The following is a 20,059-nucleotide window of genomic DNA, read 5'->3' as shown; positions in this document are numbered from 1 at the left end:
ATGGACAGCCTCCCAGACCGTAACCTGGAGCCCGAGCTCAGGGTTTTCGAATACTGTTTCCCCTATATTTGAAACAACTTCTCTGCAGATTTCAGGCGTATTTTCATTAGCCGCCTCTTCTTTTTCTGCCCCGGGCTCCTCCCGCGTTCCTGAGAGATCAAAAACCCTGCTACAGAAATTTTCTTTGAAATCTGATTTGTACCGCTGCCGGATCTTCCAGTTTTCAAGCCAGCTACAGTAAAGGGAGTCGAGGTCGCATACACCGACCCTTATAGAGTTCCCGTGATTCTCAAGCCCTACATATGGGAAATAGACATCCCTTATAGTCCCTTTCTCATCTTCACAAATCAGGATTTTTCCATTTCCGAAAATCAGCGGCCTAATTTAGGACACCTCCGACTCGATATTCTGCTATTTCGCATTCTATTCTGTACTCTTCTTAGATCAGGTTCTATCATGGGAAATCAAAGCAAAAATGAAAAATCAAAGCAAACCGGTTGAACCATTTTTTTAAATTCTGCTGGTGTGCTGAGCATGCTCTGGGTTTAAATTCGAAAAGTGCAGGATGTGCCTCAGATGACCAGAGAAATCGAATCTATTATTGAACTTAAGTCCTTATAAGAATTGAATATATCGCTGAAATATTTAAGGGGAAGGAAAAATCTGTGAAAATAACAACTTTAGCCTTAAAATCTATCATCCTCAGGAGCGACAGTGTAAAATAGTTTAGATACATACTATGAAGATAGAAATTACATGCATTTGCTGCACACGATTTTTATCGATATAGCGTTATCAGCCCGTTGAGATGAATTTAATATCTTGTTAAAGATATATATAAAATTCATACGAAAGTTTATATTTAGTTGTGTTCTTGATAGTATGGCTTATAAAAACGAAGTCTTTAAAGAAAGTATCCACATACAAAAATGTGCGTGTCTACTATGGTTTACGTAAAAAAAATATGTCCCGTTTGTGGGAAAGAATTCTTTGTCCTCAAGAGTGCCGAGGAAAAGGCAATATACTGTACTCTGGCGTGCCTGACAACAGCTCAGGATAAGTTTGAACGCCGGGGCAAAGCCTTCCCAGGCTTTAGCTAAGCATTCTTATTTAAGACAAAAGAAGCAAAGAAGCTGAAAGGGAAAACACCCGCAAGAAGGGAACGTTTTTCCGTCCTTATTTATTTTTAAAATCTTTTATTTTCCAGCGACTTTTCTTGCGATCTGAGTTACATGTCTGCCCTGGTAACGGGCCATTGCAAGTTCATTTTCTGAAGGCTGGCGGCTTCCGCCATGTCCGGCAATTGTTGAAGCTCCATATGGGCTGCCACCTGTAATTTCATCCATTCGTGTCTGCCTTTTTTCAGCATATGGAAGCCCTACAATTATCATTCCAAGGTGAAGCAAGGTAACATGAAATGTGAGGATTGTGGATTCCTGCCCCCCATGCTGCGTTCCGCTGGAAGTAAAAACACTTCCTACCTTTCCCACAAAAGCATCCCGGCTCCACAGCCCTCCAACACCGTCAAGGACTGCACGCATCTGAGCTGCCATATTTCCGTAGCGCGTAGGAGTTCCGAATATCAATGCATCGGCTCCAGCCAGTACATCTTCATGCATTTCCCGGTTCAGGACGGGGATATTGGCAAAAAGCTTTTTCGTTTCTATTGCCCCCATCTTTTCCAGGACTTTATCCGGAAGGGTTTCAGGCACCTGGTAAATCCCTACCTCAGCCCCTTCAACCTCCCTTGCTCCAGCAGCAACAGTTTCTGCCATCCTGTAGACGTGCCCGTACATACTGTAAAATATTATATTTACCTTAACCATTCGATCCCTCTGTCAAAACCAATTAAAGATATCACCAGACTGTTTGAATTCCAGATATCAAGCGTTTTTGTATTCCAAAATGTGCTGATATGATCCGTAAGTTCTGGAAAACTCCAAACTCCCCACTTAAAAAGAGTTTTCTGATAGATTATATAGCTTGTTAACAGAAGCTATAGCTTGTTAATAGAAGTCCGGGTCCTTTTCTTTGCTTTATGTTCCAGCTCCTCCGATCCCCCTGTTCAAACGACACTACAGGAAATATGTGTTGATAATCTCTTCTTGATAACTGTGAAGTATCAAAATAGTTATTAGGAGATATGGTGTATTAGCTGGGCATGCCCTCTCTTTCTATCGTAATGCCTTCCATGAATGAGGAAGAAACTATCCGTATTTGCATACAGAAAGCTCAGTCTATATTCAAAAAATATGGTATAGAGGGAGAAATAATCGTTGCTGACAATTCTTCGGATAAAACCGCTGAGATTGCAGCATCCATGGGTGCAAAGGTCATAGGCCCGATAAAAGGGTACGGGAATGCTTACCTCAAAGGGCTGGCTGAAGCGAAGGGTGATTATATTGCCATTGCCGATGCAGACAACACATATGACCTCCTTGAGCTGGATAAATTTCTGGACCCCCTTCTGGCAGGAGACGCAGATTTCATAATGGGTTCCCGGCTTAAGGGTGAAATCAAACAAGGAGCTATGCCCTGGCTGCATCAGTATATTGGCAACCCTATCCTGACCGGCATGCTCAATTTTCTGTTCAAAACAAAAATTTCGGATGCACACTGCGGGATGAGGGCTTTTACTAAAGAAGCCCTTGAAAAAATGGACCTTAAAACTCATGGCATGGAACTTGCGTCCGAGATGATCATTGAAGCCGCAAAAAGCGGACTGAGGATCAAAGAAGTTCCCATAACCTATTACTCACGCAAAGCCCCCTCCAAACTGCGCTCTTTCCAGGACGGCTGGAGGCATGTCCGTTTCATGATGTTATACCGGCCAGCCCCTTTCCTCTATCTGCCCGGGGCTTTTGTGTTTATACTGGGTTTTCTCATAACAACCTCCCTTCTTCTCACGGGAAATGCTGCATATAACCGGCTGCACTCCTTTATTTTGGGCAGCGTGCTCTTAATCATTGGAGGGCAAATCCTTGCCACTGGAGGGTATATGAAAACCTATGGCCTGATCCACGGCATGTACAGGGATGACAGAAAAGGTAAGAAGTTGCTGAGCTACCATTCCCTTGAAAAAGAACTGCTTGGAGGCTCACTTATCCTGGGTTCAGGTCTCGTTCTTGGGCTAAAAGTCACCTACACATGGATCAGTTCAGGATATGGCTCTCTTGAAGAAATAGAATCCGCAGTTATTTCAATGGTGCTTGCAGCAGTTGGGATCCAGCTGATTTTTTCTGCAATCTTTGTAAGCGTAATGCTCCTGGAAGTTGATACAGACTGGTAAGGTGATGCAATGAAAATAGCCTTCGTATAAGATGCTGTATATCCCTGGGTCAAAGGGGGCGCAGAAATGCGCATTCATGAACCGGGGATGCGGCTTTCTTCACAGGGGCACGATGTGCACCTTTGCTAAGGAGTGAATTGAATGTACACTAATTCGTCCTTAATTTAAATTTAAAGATTTAGTTCCCGAATTTGGAACCAATGCACTAGTGTCGCGTCAATCCTCAAGGATTAAATGATTCAGAATAGTTGTAATCGATTATATCCGACATTTTACTGCTGATGCGATCCTGGCTTCTTCTGATTGTAATGTTTTTTCCTGTTTTTTCTGTTCCATATTCTATCTGCCGGCACTTGTCGAGGCACAAATGCAGCCTGAGTCTATCCGAATAGTTAGAATAGTATAACTTATATATACATCGAAACTTATTAACCAGAAAACCTATGTAAACGTCTTAAACCAGCTCTTGCAATCTGAGCTGATTTACTTTGACTAATCTACTAACTCTTCAAGCTTACTAACACTTCAAGCTTATTAAGACTCAATTCTTTGTCAGGACTTTATTTTGTCGAGCTTTATCTAATAAGATTCTTCAGCTTGAATGAATCTGAATTATATTTATTGAACCTTAATGGTGAGGACAACTTGGTTTCAGAGGTATTAAAAAAGCAAATAGACCGGTTCCTGCTGGCTTTCGGTTTTTCCCTTATGTTCGGGATAATGATTCTTGGACAGGACTTCAGGCAGGCTGTAGGAGAAGCAGTAGGGTTTTTAATGGACCCTGTGCTTATGCTGGTCGGACAGGAGAACTTCCACCTGGTTCTTTTAATTATGGCTGCTATCACTGCCATCTACGCATCCCTTATCCAGAAGTACACCATCGACTGGGAACTCATGAGGAACACTCAGGAGCGCATGAAGGTTTTTCAGAAAGAGTTTCGGGAGGCACAGCTTTCCCAGAATACCTATATGCTGAAAAAACTTGAAGACCAGCGCAAGGATATGATGGAAGATCAGATGAAGATGTCAAAGCAGCAGTTCAAGCCCATGGCTTATATCAGTATTATCTCCCTGCCTCTCTTCATGTGGGCTTATTATTACATTAGCGGGCACGGAGCTGCCACCATGGTCTTTCCCTTCTGGGGTGAACAACTGCTTACTTCAAAGGCTTTTGGTCCTTTCCAGCACTGGATCTACTGGTACTTTATCTCCTCTCTCGGGGTCAGCCAGCTTATCCGGAAGGCGCTGAATATCGGTGGGATCTGATGCAGATCACAGTGAGTGGGCTTCCCGGGAGCGGGACAACAACCCTCTCCAGGCTCCTGTCTGAATACTATGAGCTTGAGCTGATTTCCTCTGGTGAAATCTTCAGGAAGATGGCAAGGGGGAGAGGAATGAGCCTGTCTGAGTTCGGAGCCATGGCTGAAAAAGATCCCTCCATTGATCTTGATATCGATAAAAACCAGAAATCCATTATCCATACCCAGGACAACATCATTCTTGAAAGCCGGCTTGCAGGCCATATGGCTGAAGGGGTACCCAATGTGCTTAAAATCTGGATAAAAGCCCCACTACTGACAAGGGTTAAGCGTATCCAGAGGCGTGAGAAATCAATCTCCTTTGATGAAGAACTGGGAAAAACGGTTGAAAGGGAAAAATCCGAAGCCCTTCGTTATAAGAACTATTACGGCATTGATATTGCAGATCTATCAATCTACGACATTGTTATCGATTCTGAAAAATGGAACCAGTACCAGACTCTTGATATCCTCAGGGTCGCTATTGACTCTCTTGTCGGGCCTGAGTGATTTTTCACCAGCCCTCCGATTTACCGAGGTAGAGTTTTTATATCAAGCGTAGGGTTTTATCTGCCGAACCCTGATATTATGGATACCATATCTATACGGGACATTTATGTTGCTGCTGATGCCTGATGTTGCTGCTGATGCCTGATGTTGCTGCTGGATATCTTACCTATATATATGCCTGTTAACTCTCTGCGCCCGTTATGAAGGCTGCCTTACATTGATTGTCTCCATAGGGCATAACTATCTTTGCTGTAAATTCTTTACTGAAAATTACCTGTACTTTCTTGACACCTCATATTTACTACAGGTGTTTTAGATTTACTTGAATAACTCAGATTTAAAGAGTATCTCAGATTTAAAGAGTATTTCATATCTTTACACATTACCTATTTGAATCCATAACCACAACCCAGGAGTTTTGAAAAACCATGTCATCCGCCGGCAAACTGCCCGCAGAAGTTGAAAGAACCCTTGTCCGAAAGTCCGGCGCCTGGACAAATCCATCCTATGGCTGTTATCCGGAAAAGCGCCCTATCCTTGAATATATCGAAAAAGGAGTGGTGAATATTGACAAGCCCAGTGGACCTACAAGCCACGAAGTTGCGGCCTGGGTAAAAGCCATACTAGGTGTGAATACGGCAGGGCATGCAGGTTCTCTTGATCCGAAGGTTACAGGGCTTTTGCCTACCTTGCTGGGCAAAGCTACAAAAGCCGTACCTGCCCTGCGTCTCTCAGGAAAAGAGTATATCTGCCATCTGAAACTTCACAGGGCTATGCCTCCAAAGCTGGTTCGCCAGGTCTGCGAGGAATTTACAGGCCCTATTTACCAGATGCCTCCTATAAAATCAGCTGTTAAACGTGTCACAAGGGTAAGGACAATCTATTACCTGGAAGTGCTTGAAATTGAGGGCACGTCCGTACTCCTCCGCGTTGGGTGTGAGGCAGGGACTTATATTAGGAAACTCTGCCATGACATCGGGCTTGCTCTGGGCTGCAGAGGGCATATGCAGGGACTCCGCAGGACTAAAGCAGGGCCGTTTACGGAAAAAACCATTGTCACTCTCCATGAACTGAAAGACGCTTATGTGTTATGGAAGGAAGAGGGAGATGAGTCCGAACTGAGAAGGGTTATCCGACCAATGGAATCTGCCGTATCCCACCTTCCCAAAATTATCCTGCGGGACAGTGCAGTGGATGCGGTTTGTTCAGGCGCTTCCCTGGCAGTCCCTGGCATCACAAGTCTGGACTCCAATCTGACTAAAGGGGAACTTGCAGGGCTCTTTACCTTAAAAGGGGAATTTGTGGCTCTTGCAAAGGCTGAAATGAACACTGAAGAGATCCTCAAAGCTTCTGCCGGTATTGCAGCTTCTCCTATCCGCATACTTATGAACGCAGGAACTTATCCAAAAGGCTGGGCTAAAAAAGAGGAGCCTGTTCAGCTCTAACCTTTTAAATTCTTTTTTCCGTATACATTCCTAGAATAAGATTTATATACCACTATTCCGTTATGGTATAAGTCGTGTCATAAGCTCTGTGCCGAGGTAGTCTAGTGGTAGGGCGCAAGCCTGGAAAGCTTGTGGGGCTTAGCCCCTCGGGAGTTCGAATCTCCCCCTCGGCGTCAGATTTTTCTCATTCTGATGTCTTTACAAATTTTTCAGTATTTCTTTAAAGATTTCTTGTACTACTTCGACTTTCTTGTTCTACTCTACTATTCCTATGCTTTTTCTATCCAATTTCTGTACTTTTTCTATTAAACACGATTTCTGCACATTTCTGTACTATTCTGTGATGTTGTTTTTCTATATTTTTCTTCCACGTCTTTTCTTTATTCAGTAAATTTCCCATTATCATCTTTCAGTTCTTCCGAAAATTCACTTTCAGTGGGGGGCGGGCGCAGATATCCTTATATACTGGCAGTTGCATGTAAAAGAACTCATCAGTATATGCTGTAAAGAAGCTCCTTTAGAGAGCTGCTCCTGAGTTTTTCGTGTATTCTTTAAGGGTATTCGATCAGGGGCTACAGGATGCTGTATGCACTCCAATGGAGGAAGTATATGGTTGAAGCAAAAAATAACGAAGAACTAAGGCATCTTGTTCGGATTATGAATACCGACCTGAAGGGCGCAAAGCCCGTACAGTATGCTCTTACAGGTCTTCCCGGAATCGGGAGGCGTACTGCAATACTCATTGCAAAGGGCGCTGGGGTAAACCCTGCTGCTATACTTGGATATCTTCCGGATGAAGACGTAGCCAAACTCGACACTGCAATCGGAAGTTTTGAGGATCTCGTCCCTACCTGGATGCTTAACAGGCAGAATGACCTGGCCACCGGAGAAAACAAGCACCTGCTCGGAACAGATATCGTACTGACTTTCAGGGAAGACATTAACAACCTGAAGAAGGTCCGTGCCTACAGAGGTCTCAGGCACGAGAGAGGCCTTAAGGTCAGAGGACAGAGGACAAAATCCACAGGCCGCCGCGGATCAACTGTCGGTGTGAGCAGGAAGAAGTAATTTTTCGTTAAGGTGATTTGAAATGGCATATCCAGGTAAAAAAAGTAAAAGTTACGAGACTCCCAGGCACCCATGGCAGGAAGCCAGGATGGCTGCTGAAGTCCAGCTTGTGAAGGCATACGGCCTCAGAAACAAGAAAGAAGTCTGGAAAGCAGCTAGTATGCTCAGGATGTACAGATCCGAAGCCCGAAACCTGCTTGCAAACGTCGCTGGCGGTCAGGAAGGCGGACTTGAAGGTCACCTGAAGACTCAGTCCGAAGAAATTCTTGCCAAGCTCATTCGTTACGGTATTATCAAATCGGACGCTAACATTGACGATATTCTTTCTTTAAAGACTGAAAACATTCTTGAAAGAAGGCTCCAGACCCAGGTTCTCCGCCTCGGGCTTGCCAGGACAGTTGTTCAGGCACGCCAGTTCATCACTCACGGCCACATTGCAATTAACGGAAGAAAAGCTACAATTCCGGGAATGCTGGTCTCAAAGGAGGACGAGATGCATATCGGGTACTATGGAAACTCCCCTCTCATGAGTGAAGCCCACCCTGAAAGACCTGTCCAGGTAGCATCCTACCTTGCAGACAGCGCAACAACCCTTAAGGCTGCCGCTGAGGCAAAGCAGGCAAGAGAAAGACCTGCCGAAAGGAGAGGCGGTCCAGGTGGAAAGAAGAAGAGAGGAGGGAGGAGATAAACATGGCAGACATGAAATGGGCTGTGGCCCACATCAAATCCTCATTTAACAACACGATCATTACGATAACTGACATCACCGGAGCTGAAACTATTGCAAAGTCCTCTGGTGGTATGGTCGTAAAGGCTGCAAGGGACGAAAGCTCTCCTTATACTGCCATGCAGATGGCTGGCCAGCTTGCTGACCAACTCAGGGACAAGGGCATCCACGGCATCCACATCCAGGTAAGAGCTCCCGGAGGAAACAAGCAGAGAAGCCCCGGACCCGGTGCACAGGCTGCAATCAGGGCTTTTGCAAGAGCAGGAATCCGCATTGGCAGGATTGAAGATGTTACTCCTGTCCCGCACGACGGCACCCGTCCGAAAGGCGGAAGGCGTGTATAAAGAGAATTATTCAGAGAATTCTTCAAAATTCTCTTTTTTTAAGGTATTCAAAATTAAGGGGAATTAAGGTATATGACGATGGAAGTAGACATTCTGGAGTTATCGGACAGATCTGCAAAGTTTGTGCTGTCCAGGGTAAGCACGGCGTTTGCTAACGGCATCCGGCGTGCCATGGTCGCTGATGTACCCACTCTTGCAATCGAGTATGTAAACCTTTACGACAACACCTCCGTACTCTATGATGAACAGCTGGCTCTCCGTCTCTCCTTAATACCGCTTGTAACGGATATAGAGACGTACAGGCCTCAGGCTGAGTGCGACGTCTGCGAAGGAGAAGGTTGCCCTGCCTGCGAGGTCTCCCTGACCCTCAGTGCAGAAGGCCCTGGTATCGTTCATTCGCGGGACCTTATCTCCGCTGATCCCAAGATCCAGCCAGCAGATCCGAATGTACCGATTGTTGAGCTGAAAAAGGGACAGAAGCTTGTACTCGAGGCCATTGCCCATATGGGCTACGGTAGAGACAGCGTTAGATGGCAGGCAGGCGTTGCATGCGGCTACAAAAACGTGCCTGTTATAACCATTGAAAACTGCGATGCCTGCGGGCACTGTGCAGCAGAATGTCCCAAGGGCATTATCAGGGTTGAAGAGGCCGGAGCAAAGATTGCCGAGGATGACGTCATAAGGTGTTCCCTCTGCAGGCTCTGTGAGAAGGTCTGTGACATCAATGCGATAAAGGTGAACTATGATGAGAGCGCTTTTGTTTTCACCATGGAGTCCGATGGTTCATATACAGCTAAAGACCTTGTCCTTAACGCCGCACATGTGGTTAAAGGCAAAGCCGAAGGCCTGATGACAATTCTGGACCAGCTCTGAATCCCGGTTTAGCCTGGGTTCAAGCACCATTTTTCCGACCGTATTCTGGCCTGAAAACCCTCCTTACAGGGGATTTCCTGCGCCCGGATACTTCAGGAATTATTCCGTTTACTGCGGGATCTTTCAAAAATTATTGCCAGTGCCCCTCACGGCTCGAAACGTTTATATATTATCCATGATATTGTGAGGAAGTGCAAGGCGTAAAGCGCGCCGGAATTTAACAGGAAACAAGATGCGAGGGTTGCCCAGCCAGGTCAAAGGCGCTAGGTTGAGGGCCTAGTCTTGTAGGAGTTCGTGGGTTCGAATCCCATCCCTCGCACCAAATTTCTTAATATTATTAACTTTAAATTCAATACGTTTTTACATAAAAAAATTATAATAAAGTTCTTGAAGCCAAAAATTCTTTAAGCCTATTCATTTGCTACATCAAAATGCGAGGGTTGCCCAGCCAGGTCAAAGGCGCTAGGTTGAGGGCCTAGTCTTGTAGGAGTTCGTGGGTTCGAATCCCATCCCTCGCACCAGGCTTTTTCTCTTTACTCATAGGATATTATACTATTTCTTATACTATTTTTCAGCTTTTTCTGTTTTTTCTTTTACTTTCACTATCAAAGCTTAAAATTCAAGCTGTTTGTACAGTTGATTATAGGCAGTCTCAGCTTTAAATTGAAACAGAATTATTTCATTTGTTATTTTTCAGTAATATTAGCCCGTTTTTTCAGGGCGGGAAGAAAGTTGCCTGCTAAAAAAATATTTCGGCAGTATCACCTGCCGGAAGGATATATACTCGCGATAGATTCTTACGATAGATTCTCACGATACTCTTATTTCACCAAAGCGATGCGATTATCGGGTCCGGGAGCTACCGGAGAGAAAGTCCTTAGATAATTTATGAGAGCATCTGTATCTATGGATCCTCCCGTCCTATCGACTCCTGCCTTCAGGACAGAGAAATGATCTCCTCCGTCGGCCAGGTAACCATTCACTGTTACGCGATAATAGCTGTTCGGATCGATAGAAGTGCCGTTGATCTTTATACTTGAGATCTCTACCTTTTCACCTGTGGGGGCACTTTCATTCCAGGCATAGCTAAAACCTTTTGAGACTTTCAGTATACGATTTCTTTTAGGAGAAGGGTTGTCGAACTGCTGCTCCAGCAAAGCGTCGATCTGAGCTCCGTTCAAGGTCATTGTGACCAGGCTGTTTCCAAAGGGCTGGACGCTGAAGGCTTCACCATAGGTAACCTCACCGGGAAGTTCACCTCCGCTTACCTGATCATATGTCAGATTAGCACGAATACCACCCGGGTTCATAAAAGCTATCACAGCGCCGCCATAGTTTGGGTTAGAGGTGGCATAGAGCTGAGCATCGGCTATGACATCGCCAAGAGCTGATTCACCTGAATCACTATCTGATGTTGTAATATTGCCAGTAATGTTTCCGATCACCCTGTTTTCAAGGGGTGCAGCCAGTGATTTGCATTCCTTGACTATCTCGGTTACTCCGGAATCTTTTGGAACATCTCTGGATACTATGATGTTTCTTGAACTGCCTTTGACCACATCATAAGTCTCATTGCTTATTACAAGATCAATATCTGTGAGCACACTGCCTGTTGAGCCAGCTTCTGTCACTATGCGGCCGTCAATAACTGCATTGTAGGCTTTGTGAGTGTGGCCGGTGATGAATACATCTACTTCATTGTCAGTGGCTTTAACAACATCTACGATGGGACCAGTCATATTCACACTCTCGTTATATAGTCCCTGCTGGAAGCCTCCATCATGGATGATTACCACTATGGTTTTTACACCCATACTTTTCAGCTTTCCGACATACCTGTTAATGGTCTCAGCTTCATCCAGGAACTTGAGCCCCTCCACTCCAGAAGGTACCACTATGGACGGTGTATCTTTCAAGGCTATTCCAATAAACCCGATGGGTACTCCCTGGATGCAGGTAACATTGTATGCCGGGAATATTGTAGCGTTAGTGCTCTCGTTGACTATGTTAGCGGCCAGGAACTGGAACTCTGCCCCTTCAAAGGATGAGTTACCAGAGCGTCCATCCTTCGGGTGGCAGCCGCCGTTTTGAATGCGCATGAGCTCATCTGGCCCTTCATCCAGGTCATTGTTGCCCACGGCCGAAAAATCGAATCCCATCATGTTGAGGGCCTTTATTGTTGGCTCGTCGTGGAATAGGGCTGATGCAAGCGGGCTAGCACCTGTAGAATCTCCAGCTGAAACCACAAATGTATTGGGGTTCTTAGAACTGAGATCCTTTATGTGGGTTGCCAGGTACTCCATACCCCCTGTATCGACACTTATGGGAGCCCCTGTCTCATTATATCCTGTAATAATCTTGCTCGTGGGTGGCTCAAGCTGACCGTGGAGATCGTTGACGGCCAGGATCTGGACTTCTATTGTACCCTTATCAGGCTCTGAAACTTCCAGGCAGCCCGATGAGGCCAGAAAGACCAGTATCATTAGGCCTAACTGAAGGGCAAAATACCGATTGACTTTGTTTATTGCACGATCACAGTTCTTTGACAGTATTAATCCCTCTTTAGTGCTGAATTAAAGCGATTTAAAAGCTCTCAAATTGATAGAGCCTATTGCAAAATCGACTTTATATAAATCTTTAATTATAATGTGTACTTGTTTGCATTTTTTATATATGTTAGTATGTCCCCTCCTCGGCCATCATTTTTCTTTCCAGTAAAATAAGTAGAAAATAAGGGATACTCAAAATAGAGAAAATCAGATAGTTCATTCTTCAGATATCATTTTTATAATCTGAACTTTTCATAAGCACTTTCAAAGGTAAAAAAGATGAAAGTAAGCAAGAAGATAGTTTCAAAAACTTCTGTAAAAATATTGTGCTTATCTTTAAACTATTTTTTATAAATCTCCCCGCGTTTTTAAACTAACACATCCCCACACCCGGCGAGCATAATCAGTTAATATTCTACCGTCTATGACTGTATTCTACCGTTTGATTGCCTGCCTGTTCAGGTCATTGAACTTGATTTTGTGAAAGCATATCTCTTCATCTCTTCTCTATACTCTCCGGCTATCTCAACGTATTCATCTGCATTTTCTTTTATTGCCTCAACCTCTGCCTCGTTTGTCTCCCTTTTTACCGTCCCCGGAACTCCGATGATAAGGCTGTTAGCCGGGAACTTCTTTCCCTGAGGCACAAGCGCATTTGCCCCCACAATGGAATTTTTCCCAATCACAGCTCCGTTGAGCACAGTTGAGTTCATGCCGATAAGCACATTATCTTCTATTTTGCATCCGTGAAGCACGGCCCCGTGCCCGATTGACACATTATCTCCAACCTGAACCCCATTTTCGGGGTCTGCATGAATCACCACGCCGTCCTGGATACTTGTCCTGTTTCCGATCTTTATTTTGTTCTGATCTCCCCGAAGCACGGCATTAAACCATACGCTTGAAAAATCCCCTACCTCAACATCTCCTATTATGTCGGCAGAATCCGCAACAAAAGCCATTTCCGAGATTTTCGGGCTTTTGCCTTTAAAATCCATTATCATCTTTATCCTCCGATTTTCAAGGTGCTATTTTTTCTTTATTTATCTTATTTCTCGCGTCTTTTATGTAGTTTTTCGATTTTAGCTCCTGCTATGCGTGGAGTCTTCTTTCTACAATTCTCAAAAATATCTCCGGGTTCAAACCTCATAACGGTTCAGATTGCATAACGATACACAAGGTATGCGATGACAAGTATTGTCAGGACGGGACGGAAGTTCGGGGTCAATTCCTTGTAGCCTGTATTTCTTCCTTCAGGTTTCTGTCGCTTAAGCATGTGGCCTATTATTGAACTGATTGAAGGGTTTGTCAAATGTTCCTTTTTCCTGTACCGGACCATGAGCTTAAAGTGTGTTACTGTCACAATAAAGGCCAGGACGAAAATTGCAAAGCCGGCGATTTGGAGGTATCCTGCATAATCCAGTAGTGTTCCAATGGCCAAAAAAGAAACAAAATATACCGGGATTGAGCGCAAAAGTTCTTGTTCCACAATGGGATCCCGTTTCAAGCCTTATCTCCTTATTCTCCTCTCAGTCTATGTTTTTTTGTTACGTGATTACTTCTGACCATGAGTTTAAATATGTTGCGTCTCCCGAATTGCGATTCGGGATCGCAGGAAATCGGAGATTTTCTGGGAGTTGCGATGTAATCGCAACAGCCCGCTGTCCGTTTCACTCGCTTCGCTCGCTCAAGCAGACTAACTTATGGATTTTAGCTTATATTCGCTTAAGTGGACGAATTTATGGGTTATAACGGTTCATCAGAGATGATGATGGAATATTATGCCTTAAAAATATGATATATTCTGAATTCATTGCAAAACTTGAATTGAATTAGATAGTTCAGCCGTCAAGAGTTTTTCCAAAGAATCAAAGGGATAAATAAAAAAGTGGAAGACTGTTGAGACTAAGATTTTTTTCAGTTGATGAGTGCATAATAATCATTAATGGAATAATTGCATTTTATGGAAAAAAGGAAGATGAGACTATTTGAGAAACATAGTCTCAACCATTTTCATGCTAAATCAGGCACACTGCCTGATGATTCTCTTCTGGAGTTCCGGCCCTTTCTCGGCAACCAGGTATGTTTCCGCGGTAACGGAATCGCATGGAGCGCCAGGCGGGACTTCACAGCCCGTGGAGATCACGTACTTGGACTGCATTCCATTGTCCTTCAGAGTATTCAGGACGCCTTCCATGAGCTGCATGGTGTTTTCCTGGATGTTCTTGATGCCTTCGGGCGAGTTGTCCAGGAACATGATGGGGCTCGTCTGTCCCATGAACATTGTTTCCTTGCCGTGGTTGGTGATGAGGTACCTGTAGTCCCTAGAGCCTTTGTCAGCTTCGTGCGGGTAGTAGGTGTAGCTGTAAGCTTTGGTGTCCCACTTGTGGATGAGGTCCCAGTGCGGGGCATCGGAACAGTTGTGGATCACGACAGGCTTGTTGTACTTCTTGTAGAGAGGCGCGATCCTGTTCTGCATGACCGCACCTTCGGTCATCAGGTATTCATCTGCACTCAGGATGAAGTTGTTTGTCCAGAGGGTGACCATACAGAGGTTGTCCGGCTGGGCTTCCTCAAACATCATTTTCATGATGTTCTCCACATATTCGGTAGTCTTTTCAAGCCCCTTTTTCACGACATCCGGATTTGTCTTGATATCGGCAAGGACGCGGGATGCACCCATGATCTGGGTAAGGGCGACCATCGGGCCTTCGATAAGAGCGGTCATCGTGGCATTCAGGCTGTGGGCTTTTTCGGTTGCAAGCTTGTTGCCCATGACCAGGTTATAGGCACGGGTGCCCTCCTTAAGGTCGGGGACCTCCAGTTTTTCATAGTCCTCAAGGTGTCCCTTTGCAGCCGGGGTGTCCTCTTCCGGGTACCTGACATCTGCACCGAAGTCGGCTGCGTCCACACATAGGTCGGTCAGGCCCACGAAAGTGTCTAGATTGAAGTACTTGATACCTGTATGGACACACTCAGCGTATTTCTGGGCATTTGTTGAGTAATCCTTGTAGGTGCAGGGCACAAACTTCCTTGATACGCCGCAGGCAAGAGGTGCTATTGGCAGTCTGTCGACGTTCTTATCCTGGAAGGCGGCCGTGAACCTCTCAGCCTTAGTCATGGTTGATACGAATTTCGGTACAACTGAGTCGAATTCTTTCATGACCTTTTCAGCCGTCACCCTGCCAATATCCACAGCGGCTTTCGGAACCTTTGCGGCAAGGATCTTTCTGTATTTGGTTCTGGCAAGCGCAATCTGCTGGTCGCTCCACCTTTCTTCAGTCGGTGGGAGTGTCTTTACCGCTTCAAGCGCCCACTCGGTTGCCGAGCTTGCGTCATGCCTCATTGCATCGGCCCCGATTTTCTCTGCAAAATCTTCAGAGATCGGGGCTCCGCCCACAATGACCTTTACGGCATCCCTGAGCCCTTCTTCCTGAAGCATTTCTATGACCTCTTCCATGCCTGTCATGGTGGTGGTCATAAGCGAACTCATGGAAATGATATCAGCCTTGTTCTCTTTTGCAGCTTCGACAAACTGTTCCAGGGGCGCGTCAGCCCCAAGGTCAATCACCTTAAAACCGGCAGCAGACATCAATGTTTTTACAAGGTTCTTCCCGATGTCGTGCACGTCTCCTTCAACTGAACCGATCACAAGGACCGCCGGTTTTTCCGCTCCCTCAACCTTCACATGAGGGGTCAGGATATCCATCCCTGCATACATTGCAGTGGAAGCGATTAGCAGTTGTGGAACATAAGCTTCTCCTTTTTCATACTGCTCACTAACAATTAACATCCCCCTGGAAAGCCCATGAATAATCGCATCATAGGCGTCTACCCCTTCATCGAGAGCTTTTTGTGCCAGTTCTTCTGCGAGTTCATCGTCTCCTTCGACGACAGCATCCGCTAACCCTTTCAATATTTCTTCCTTTGTCAGTATATAACCCCCTTAAGTTAGATATTTAAGATTTCCATTACTCCCCTTCCGCAATAACGAAAAAAAAAACCGTCATCAAACGGGAAGAGTCGACAATCATTCATTGCCGGAATATAAATTATCTATAAAAATATAAAATATTATCATAATAAATAATCGGAGCGGAAAATACTAAATCAAAAGCAGTAGAATGGGGAAAATCTCAAGAAAAAGCAGAAAAAGAGACCGGGTTTTATTTTTTGGCATCTACTTTTTTAGCCTGATCTCATCAACCCGCAGCACGCTGCAGGCAGTTTCGGTAGCAGAAATGATTGCCAGCTTTTTGATGCTCGCAAGGTCGTAGACAAAAGGTGCGTCTGCCCGGACTTTGCCTGATAGGTCGATTCTGGCTTCCTCCCCCCTGCTGTAGCGGGCAGCCATTTCGTTCATAGCGTCCAGCACGTTCATTCCTGCGTTTCGGGCCAGAGCCTTTGGGATTTCTTCAAGGGCATTTGCATACTCGAGCACGGCAAGCTGTTCCTTGCCTGCAAGGGTAAACGCATAAAGCCTGAGCATCTGTGCGAGGTCGAACTCGGTCCCCCCTCCGCCTGTGACGATCATTCTGTTCTTGAAAAGGAAAGCCGCATTGTTCAGTGCATCGTCCACGGCTTCCTCTACCTTCCCCAGGTCATATTTGACAGGTTCCCAGACCAGGATGCTCGTAATTGGCTGGTCCCTGACCCGGATAAACACGAAGTTTTCATAGCACTTCTTTTTGACCTCCAGGCTGTCCGCCCTGCCCAGCCTTTCGGGGACAAGCTCGTCGCTGATGGCCATGATCTGAGTCCCTGTGGCTTTTGAGAGTTTTTCCAGGTCTTTGAGTTTGAGTTTTTTAAAGAGCAGGATATCTTCCCGTGCCAGGGCCTCCTCTATGAACGGGTCAACATCCCCTTCACAGAAGACCACATCTGCCTTGCTTCCTATGATTTTTCCCGCAAAGCCCCGCATAACTTCTTTTTGCTTATCCCTGAAGCTGTAGGCAGTCTCAAGGTCCAGAGCCCTCTTGTCATGCCTGGGGCTGAGGTACTCGCTTTTGAATTTAAGGTCATAGTTCAGGATCAGGATGGAAGGTCCGCTGAAAGCCCTGGGCATATCAGGCCTTGCAGGAGACTCGTCCATGATCACACCTTCAAGGTAATCGACCTCAGGCCCCCCGGATTTTTTGAGGACCTTGACATTTTCGTTCAGGTCCAGGCGCCCCTCTGGAGAGAGGCTGTTGAGGCGTTCGACCACCTTGAGGACCACATGTGTGAGTTCTTTTGCAAGCCCAGGCTGCATGCCCTTGCCAAGAGCAGCCCCCAGCACGGCAGCATAGCTTTCTTCATACGACTTTGCAGGCCTGCTGCTGTATTCCAGCAGCTCGTAAGCCTTGTAAAACGCAAGCTGATACCCCCTGACAACCGTATTCGGGTGAACCCCGTGCCTGATAAGTTTGACCCCATTTGTGATCAGGGCCGCCGCCAGGATCACCGCAGTCTTGGTCCCGTCCCCGCAGGCTTTGTCCATTGACTTTGCCAGGTTTTTCAACGCCGTTACGGCTGGGTGCAGGATATCGATTTCTTCCAGGATGGTCTTTCCGTCACTGGTCACAACGATCTCGTTTACGGGATTGATGATGAGCTTGTCAAAACCTTTCGGGCCAAACGAAGAGCGAAGAAGCCTGTTAACCTCCCCGCACACCAGTTCAAGGTGTTCGGCCAGTTCCTCTCCTTTCACGGGCCCTTTGATCCCTATTTTTTCCCTGACGCTTTCAGCTAGCTGATCAAAAGCAGTGCCTGGAACTGTCTGTGACGTTTTTCCGGCTGCTTTATTAGACGCAGACTTGATAGCTGTTTGCGGGGCAGGCCTGATGTTCGATGCCATTTATTCCAACCTCAGAAGTGTTCCGATTCCAATTGCCGATAATCTCGTTTCAACAGGCTGGCCAAGGGTCGGCCCGATATTATCCTTTTTCAGATCAAAGTGAACCCTGTCAGGCCCCAGCCTGTAGGCAGCCATATGTTCCTCCACAAGGCTTCGCGTAAGCCCGAGCCCATACTCAAGCGCCTCCTTGTAGTCTCCGAATACCATCCGCTCTTTTTCCGAAAACACAGCGTACTCGCGGCTTCCGGCTTCAAGCTGCCGGATCAGGATTTCAACCCTTTTGATAACGTTTCCCACCAGAGCCCCAATTGCATTTCCGACTTCATGGTGCTCGGGAACCCGGATCTCTGCATCAATTATTTGCTTCAATTCGCTCACATAGGCTTTTACAGGCGCCCCGATCAGGACAACAGGCACGTTTATCCTGAACCTGATGTACTCTGGCTGATCCATCACTTTTTCAAGATCGGTTTTCTTGAGTCCTTCTACAAAAAAGGAGACAAGGTTCAGGGCAATATTTTTTGCAACCTGCTGTTTCACCCTGGAAGCAAAAGCCTCCCTGTCCAGCTTCAAATACCTGGCAAGAATCCCTGCTCCCTTTAAGGCTGCCTCCCGGTCCCAGGCGGTGTATTCCCCTAGCACGTGCAGGGCATCAGTCGGCGTAAATCCTATCTGGCTTATGGCCCGCCTTTGAAGGAGCGCCTTTAAGCTGTCTGAAAAGATAATAGGATGGCTTCCGATCTTCTCGGAGATTTCAAAAATCGAGGCCGGCTCTTCCCCTATGATCTTTAAAAGCTCCTCTTCGGCAGGGCTGAAGTCCGCAGCCTTCAAACCTGCAGGCCCCCTATGCCTTACAAAAAAGTTTGTGGGCTGAATGACCTCTGTCATAATCCGGGGCTGGAAAGTCTCTACCCTGTCCAGCTTTTCAAGGAGCGCCGGATAGTGGGAAGCGGTAAGGCACAGGGGTATGACCCTCTGAGGCCCGATAAAGGCCTTTCTTTGCACCCAGACATGGCTGTCCCCTCCCATGGCCGAGGTCTTCATTCTGATCGCCTTGACCATTGTCTTCCAGTCCCCTACAACGGCTCCGGAATCACTGATCTCGGGGATCCCTTCGGAGATCAGGGCGATATCCGTGCTCGTCCCCCCCACATCGACTGTGGCACAGGTCCTGAGCCGGGTTATGTGAGCAGCCCCTACCAGGCTTGCCGCAGGCCCGGAAAAGATAGACTCCACAGGCCTTTCCAGGGCATCCTCGATTCGCACGAGGGAGCCGTCACATTTCATCATCATAAGCCGTGCATCGATGTTTTTTTCCTGCATCACGGCCTTGACCGATTTTATGAAGCTTTCATTGATGGGGATCAGCTGGGCATTTAAAAGGGCAGTTACCGCCCTTTCATAGGCCCCCAGGCCCTGGGAAAGCTCATGCCCGCAGACCACAGGAAGGTCAGTCAGGTTCTGGATGATTTCTTTTACTTTAAGTTCGTGTTCCGGGTTTCTGACCCCGAAGTAGGAAGAAACGGCAAAGGCCGCAACCCTGCTTTGAGTCTGTATCACAAAATTCCTGACGGTCTCGGTGTCAAGATCATCTATTTCATTTCCAGAGGTATCATGCCCCCCGTTTACGGAAACCATGTGCCGTGTAGAAAGCTGCCGGGGAATTGAGTACCCTACCAGAATCAACCCTGCAGGGTACCCTTTGCCTTCGAGGGTGGAATTGGTGGCCAGGGTTGTGGAAACCGATACCAGATGTACTTCTTTCAGGTACTCCGGATTAAGGCCTGAAATTACATTCTTTATCCCTATTATCAGGTCAGAATAGGTTGTCAAAGCTTTATTCGAATCAAGAATTTCCCCGGTTGAAAGATCCATTACAGCGGCATCAGTATAAGTCCCACCAGTATCGATGCCAAGCCCCAGATTCATATTGCCCCCCAGAACCAGGATTAATATTGTCCCTAATTTCTATTGTTTTTTACTGCTTTATACCCTTACTTTCCCAATTTTCTTAAAAATCAGAAAAAAGAAATGGGGTGTCCGATTACCCCATGATCTGCTTCTGGAGGTCAGGCCCAAGCTCCTTTACCACGTTTACCATGGCTTGCACAGTATCCAGG

At 46.2% G+C, this 20,059-nt stretch carries 15 protein-coding genes and 3 tRNA genes; 11 read left to right on the top strand and 7 right to left on the bottom strand.

Annotated elements, in window-relative coordinates; all coding sequences use genetic code 11:
- Window positions 1–1,196: 1,196 nt before the first annotated feature.
- Window positions 1,197–1,826 (bottom strand): NAD(P)H:quinone oxidoreductase type IV, encoded by a 630-nt coding sequence (wrbA, locus tag EO95_RS16185; protein ID WP_048136440.1) that lies wholly within the window; start codon window positions 1,824–1,826, stop codon window positions 1,197–1,199.
- Between the two features lie 335 nt (window positions 1,827–2,161).
- On the opposite strand from wrbA, the gene EO95_RS16180 reads away from it, so the two are divergent.
- The 11 genes from EO95_RS16180 to EO95_RS16130 all read left to right on the top strand — a co-directional run bounded on the left by EO95_RS16180 (window position 2,162) and on the right by EO95_RS16130 (window position 10,075).
- Window positions 2,162–3,289 carry a glycosyltransferase family 2 protein gene (locus tag EO95_RS16180; protein ID WP_048136439.1) on the top strand — a complete coding sequence of 376 codons (1,128 nt, stop codon included), beginning with the start codon at window positions 2,162–2,164 and terminating at the stop codon, window positions 3,287–3,289.
- A gap of 645 nt (window positions 3,290–3,934) precedes the next feature.
- Entirely contained in the window at window positions 3,935–4,555 is a 621-nt protein-coding gene (locus tag EO95_RS16175) for a DUF106 domain-containing protein (RefSeq protein ID WP_048136438.1), read from the top strand.
- A complete protein-coding gene (cmk, locus tag EO95_RS16170) occupies window positions 4,555–5,097 on the top strand; it encodes a (d)CMP kinase (protein WP_048136437.1) in 543 nt (180 codons plus the stop codon). The genes EO95_RS16175 and cmk overlap by 1 nt, the downstream gene beginning before the upstream one ends.
- Before the next feature lie 428 nt (window positions 5,098–5,525).
- Window positions 5,526–6,542, top strand: a complete 1,017-nt coding sequence (locus tag EO95_RS16165; protein ID WP_048136436.1) for an RNA-guided pseudouridylation complex pseudouridine synthase subunit Cbf5 — start codon at window positions 5,526–5,528, stop codon at window positions 6,540–6,542.
- A gap of 90 nt (window positions 6,543–6,632) precedes the next feature.
- A tRNA-Ser gene (locus EO95_RS16160) sits at window positions 6,633–6,715 on the top strand.
- Window positions 6,716–7,121: 406 nt separating this feature from the next.
- The gene (locus EO95_RS16155; protein WP_082098585.1) at window positions 7,122–7,610 is read left to right on the top strand and encodes a 30S ribosomal protein S13; all 489 of its coding nucleotides are present in this window, start codon (window positions 7,122–7,124) and stop codon (window positions 7,608–7,610) included.
- Between the two features lie 22 nt (window positions 7,611–7,632).
- Complete coding sequence (locus tag EO95_RS16150) at window positions 7,633–8,298, top strand: 30S ribosomal protein S4 (protein ID WP_048136435.1); 666 nt, start codon at window positions 7,633–7,635, stop codon at window positions 8,296–8,298.
- A gap of 2 nt (window positions 8,299–8,300) precedes the next feature.
- The gene (locus EO95_RS16145; RefSeq protein ID WP_048136434.1) at window positions 8,301–8,681 is read left to right on the top strand and encodes a 30S ribosomal protein S11; all 381 of its coding nucleotides are present in this window, start codon (window positions 8,301–8,303) and stop codon (window positions 8,679–8,681) included.
- 72 nt (window positions 8,682–8,753) lie between these two features.
- Window positions 8,754–9,554: a DNA-directed RNA polymerase subunit D gene (locus EO95_RS16140; protein WP_048136433.1), complete on the top strand. Its 801-nt coding sequence runs from the start codon at window positions 8,754–8,756 to the stop codon at window positions 9,552–9,554.
- Window positions 9,555–9,788: 234 nt separating this feature from the next.
- Window positions 9,789–9,876, top strand: a tRNA-Leu gene (locus EO95_RS16135).
- A gap of 111 nt (window positions 9,877–9,987) precedes the next feature.
- A tRNA-Leu gene (locus EO95_RS16130) sits at window positions 9,988–10,075 on the top strand.
- A gap of 300 nt (window positions 10,076–10,375) precedes the next feature.
- On the opposite strand, the gene EO95_RS16125 is transcribed toward EO95_RS16130, so the two are convergent.
- From EO95_RS16125 to EO95_RS16100, 6 genes are all read right to left on the bottom strand, one after another.
- Window positions 10,376–12,037: a bifunctional UDP-sugar hydrolase/5'-nucleotidase gene (locus EO95_RS16125; protein ID WP_048136432.1), complete on the bottom strand. Its 1,662-nt coding sequence runs from the start codon at window positions 12,035–12,037 to the stop codon at window positions 10,376–10,378.
- A gap of 524 nt (window positions 12,038–12,561) precedes the next feature.
- Window positions 12,562–13,107: a gamma carbonic anhydrase family protein gene (locus EO95_RS16120; protein WP_048136431.1), complete on the bottom strand. Its 546-nt coding sequence runs from the start codon at window positions 13,105–13,107 to the stop codon at window positions 12,562–12,564.
- Between the two features lie 152 nt (window positions 13,108–13,259).
- On the bottom strand, window positions 13,260–13,610 hold the full coding sequence (locus EO95_RS16115; protein ID WP_048136430.1) for a hypothetical protein: 351 nt from the start codon (window positions 13,608–13,610) through the stop codon (window positions 13,260–13,262).
- A 516-nt stretch (window positions 13,611–14,126) separates the two neighbouring features.
- Window positions 14,127–16,019 (bottom strand): uroporphyrinogen decarboxylase family protein, encoded by a 1,893-nt coding sequence (locus EO95_RS16110; RefSeq protein WP_235283067.1) that lies wholly within the window; start codon window positions 16,017–16,019, stop codon window positions 14,127–14,129.
- Between the two features lie 264 nt (window positions 16,020–16,283).
- Complete coding sequence (locus EO95_RS16105; protein WP_082106092.1) at window positions 16,284–17,939, bottom strand: TCP-1/cpn60 chaperonin family protein; 1,656 nt, start codon at window positions 17,937–17,939, stop codon at window positions 16,284–16,286.
- Window positions 17,940–19,868 (bottom strand): hydantoinase/oxoprolinase family protein, encoded by a 1,929-nt coding sequence (locus EO95_RS16100; RefSeq protein ID WP_048136428.1) that lies wholly within the window; start codon window positions 19,866–19,868, stop codon window positions 17,940–17,942.
- Window positions 19,869–20,059 lie beyond the last annotated feature (191 nt).

The sequence above is a fragment of the Methanosarcina sp. 1.H.T.1A.1 genome, from assembly GCF_000979295.1.
In the GTDB taxonomy this organism is placed as follows: Archaea; Halobacteriota; Methanosarcinia; order Methanosarcinales; family Methanosarcinaceae; genus Methanosarcina.
This window is presented reverse-complemented; position numbering and strand designations above follow the sequence as displayed.

Bases quoted from the DNA above. Each gene is read 5' to 3' on its own strand.
- EO95_RS16105 (WP_082106092.1), bottom strand. From the start codon at position 17,939: ATGGCATCGAACATCAGGCCTGCCCCGCAAACAGCTATCAAGTCTGCG.
- EO95_RS16125 (WP_048136432.1), bottom strand. From the start codon at position 12,037: ATGATACTGGTCTTTCTGGCCTCATCGGGCTGCCTGGAAGTTTCAGAG.
- EO95_RS16180 (WP_048136439.1), top strand. From the start codon at position 2,162: ATGCCCTCTCTTTCTATCGTAATGCCTTCCATGAATGAGGAAGAAACT.
- EO95_RS16120 (WP_048136431.1), bottom strand. From the start codon at position 13,107: ATGATAATGGATTTTAAAGGCAAAAGCCCGAAAATCTCGGAAATGGCT.
- EO95_RS16140 (WP_048136433.1), top strand. From the start codon at position 8,754: ATGACGATGGAAGTAGACATTCTGGAGTTATCGGACAGATCTGCAAAG.
- cmk (WP_048136437.1), top strand. From the start codon at position 4,555: ATGCAGATCACAGTGAGTGGGCTTCCCGGGAGCGGGACAACAACCCTC.
- EO95_RS16165 (WP_048136436.1), top strand. From the start codon at position 5,526: ATGTCATCCGCCGGCAAACTGCCCGCAGAAGTTGAAAGAACCCTTGTC.
- EO95_RS16150 (WP_048136435.1), top strand. From the start codon at position 7,633: ATGGCATATCCAGGTAAAAAAAGTAAAAGTTACGAGACTCCCAGGCAC.
- EO95_RS16155 (WP_082098585.1), top strand. From the start codon at position 7,122: ATGCTGTATGCACTCCAATGGAGGAAGTATATGGTTGAAGCAAAAAAT.
- EO95_RS16145 (WP_048136434.1), top strand. From the start codon at position 8,301: ATGGCAGACATGAAATGGGCTGTGGCCCACATCAAATCCTCATTTAAC.
- wrbA (WP_048136440.1), bottom strand. From the start codon at position 1,826: ATGGTTAAGGTAAATATAATATTTTACAGTATGTACGGGCACGTCTAC.
- EO95_RS16100 (WP_048136428.1), bottom strand. From the start codon at position 19,868: ATGAATCTGGGGCTTGGCATCGATACTGGTGGGACTTATACTGATGCC.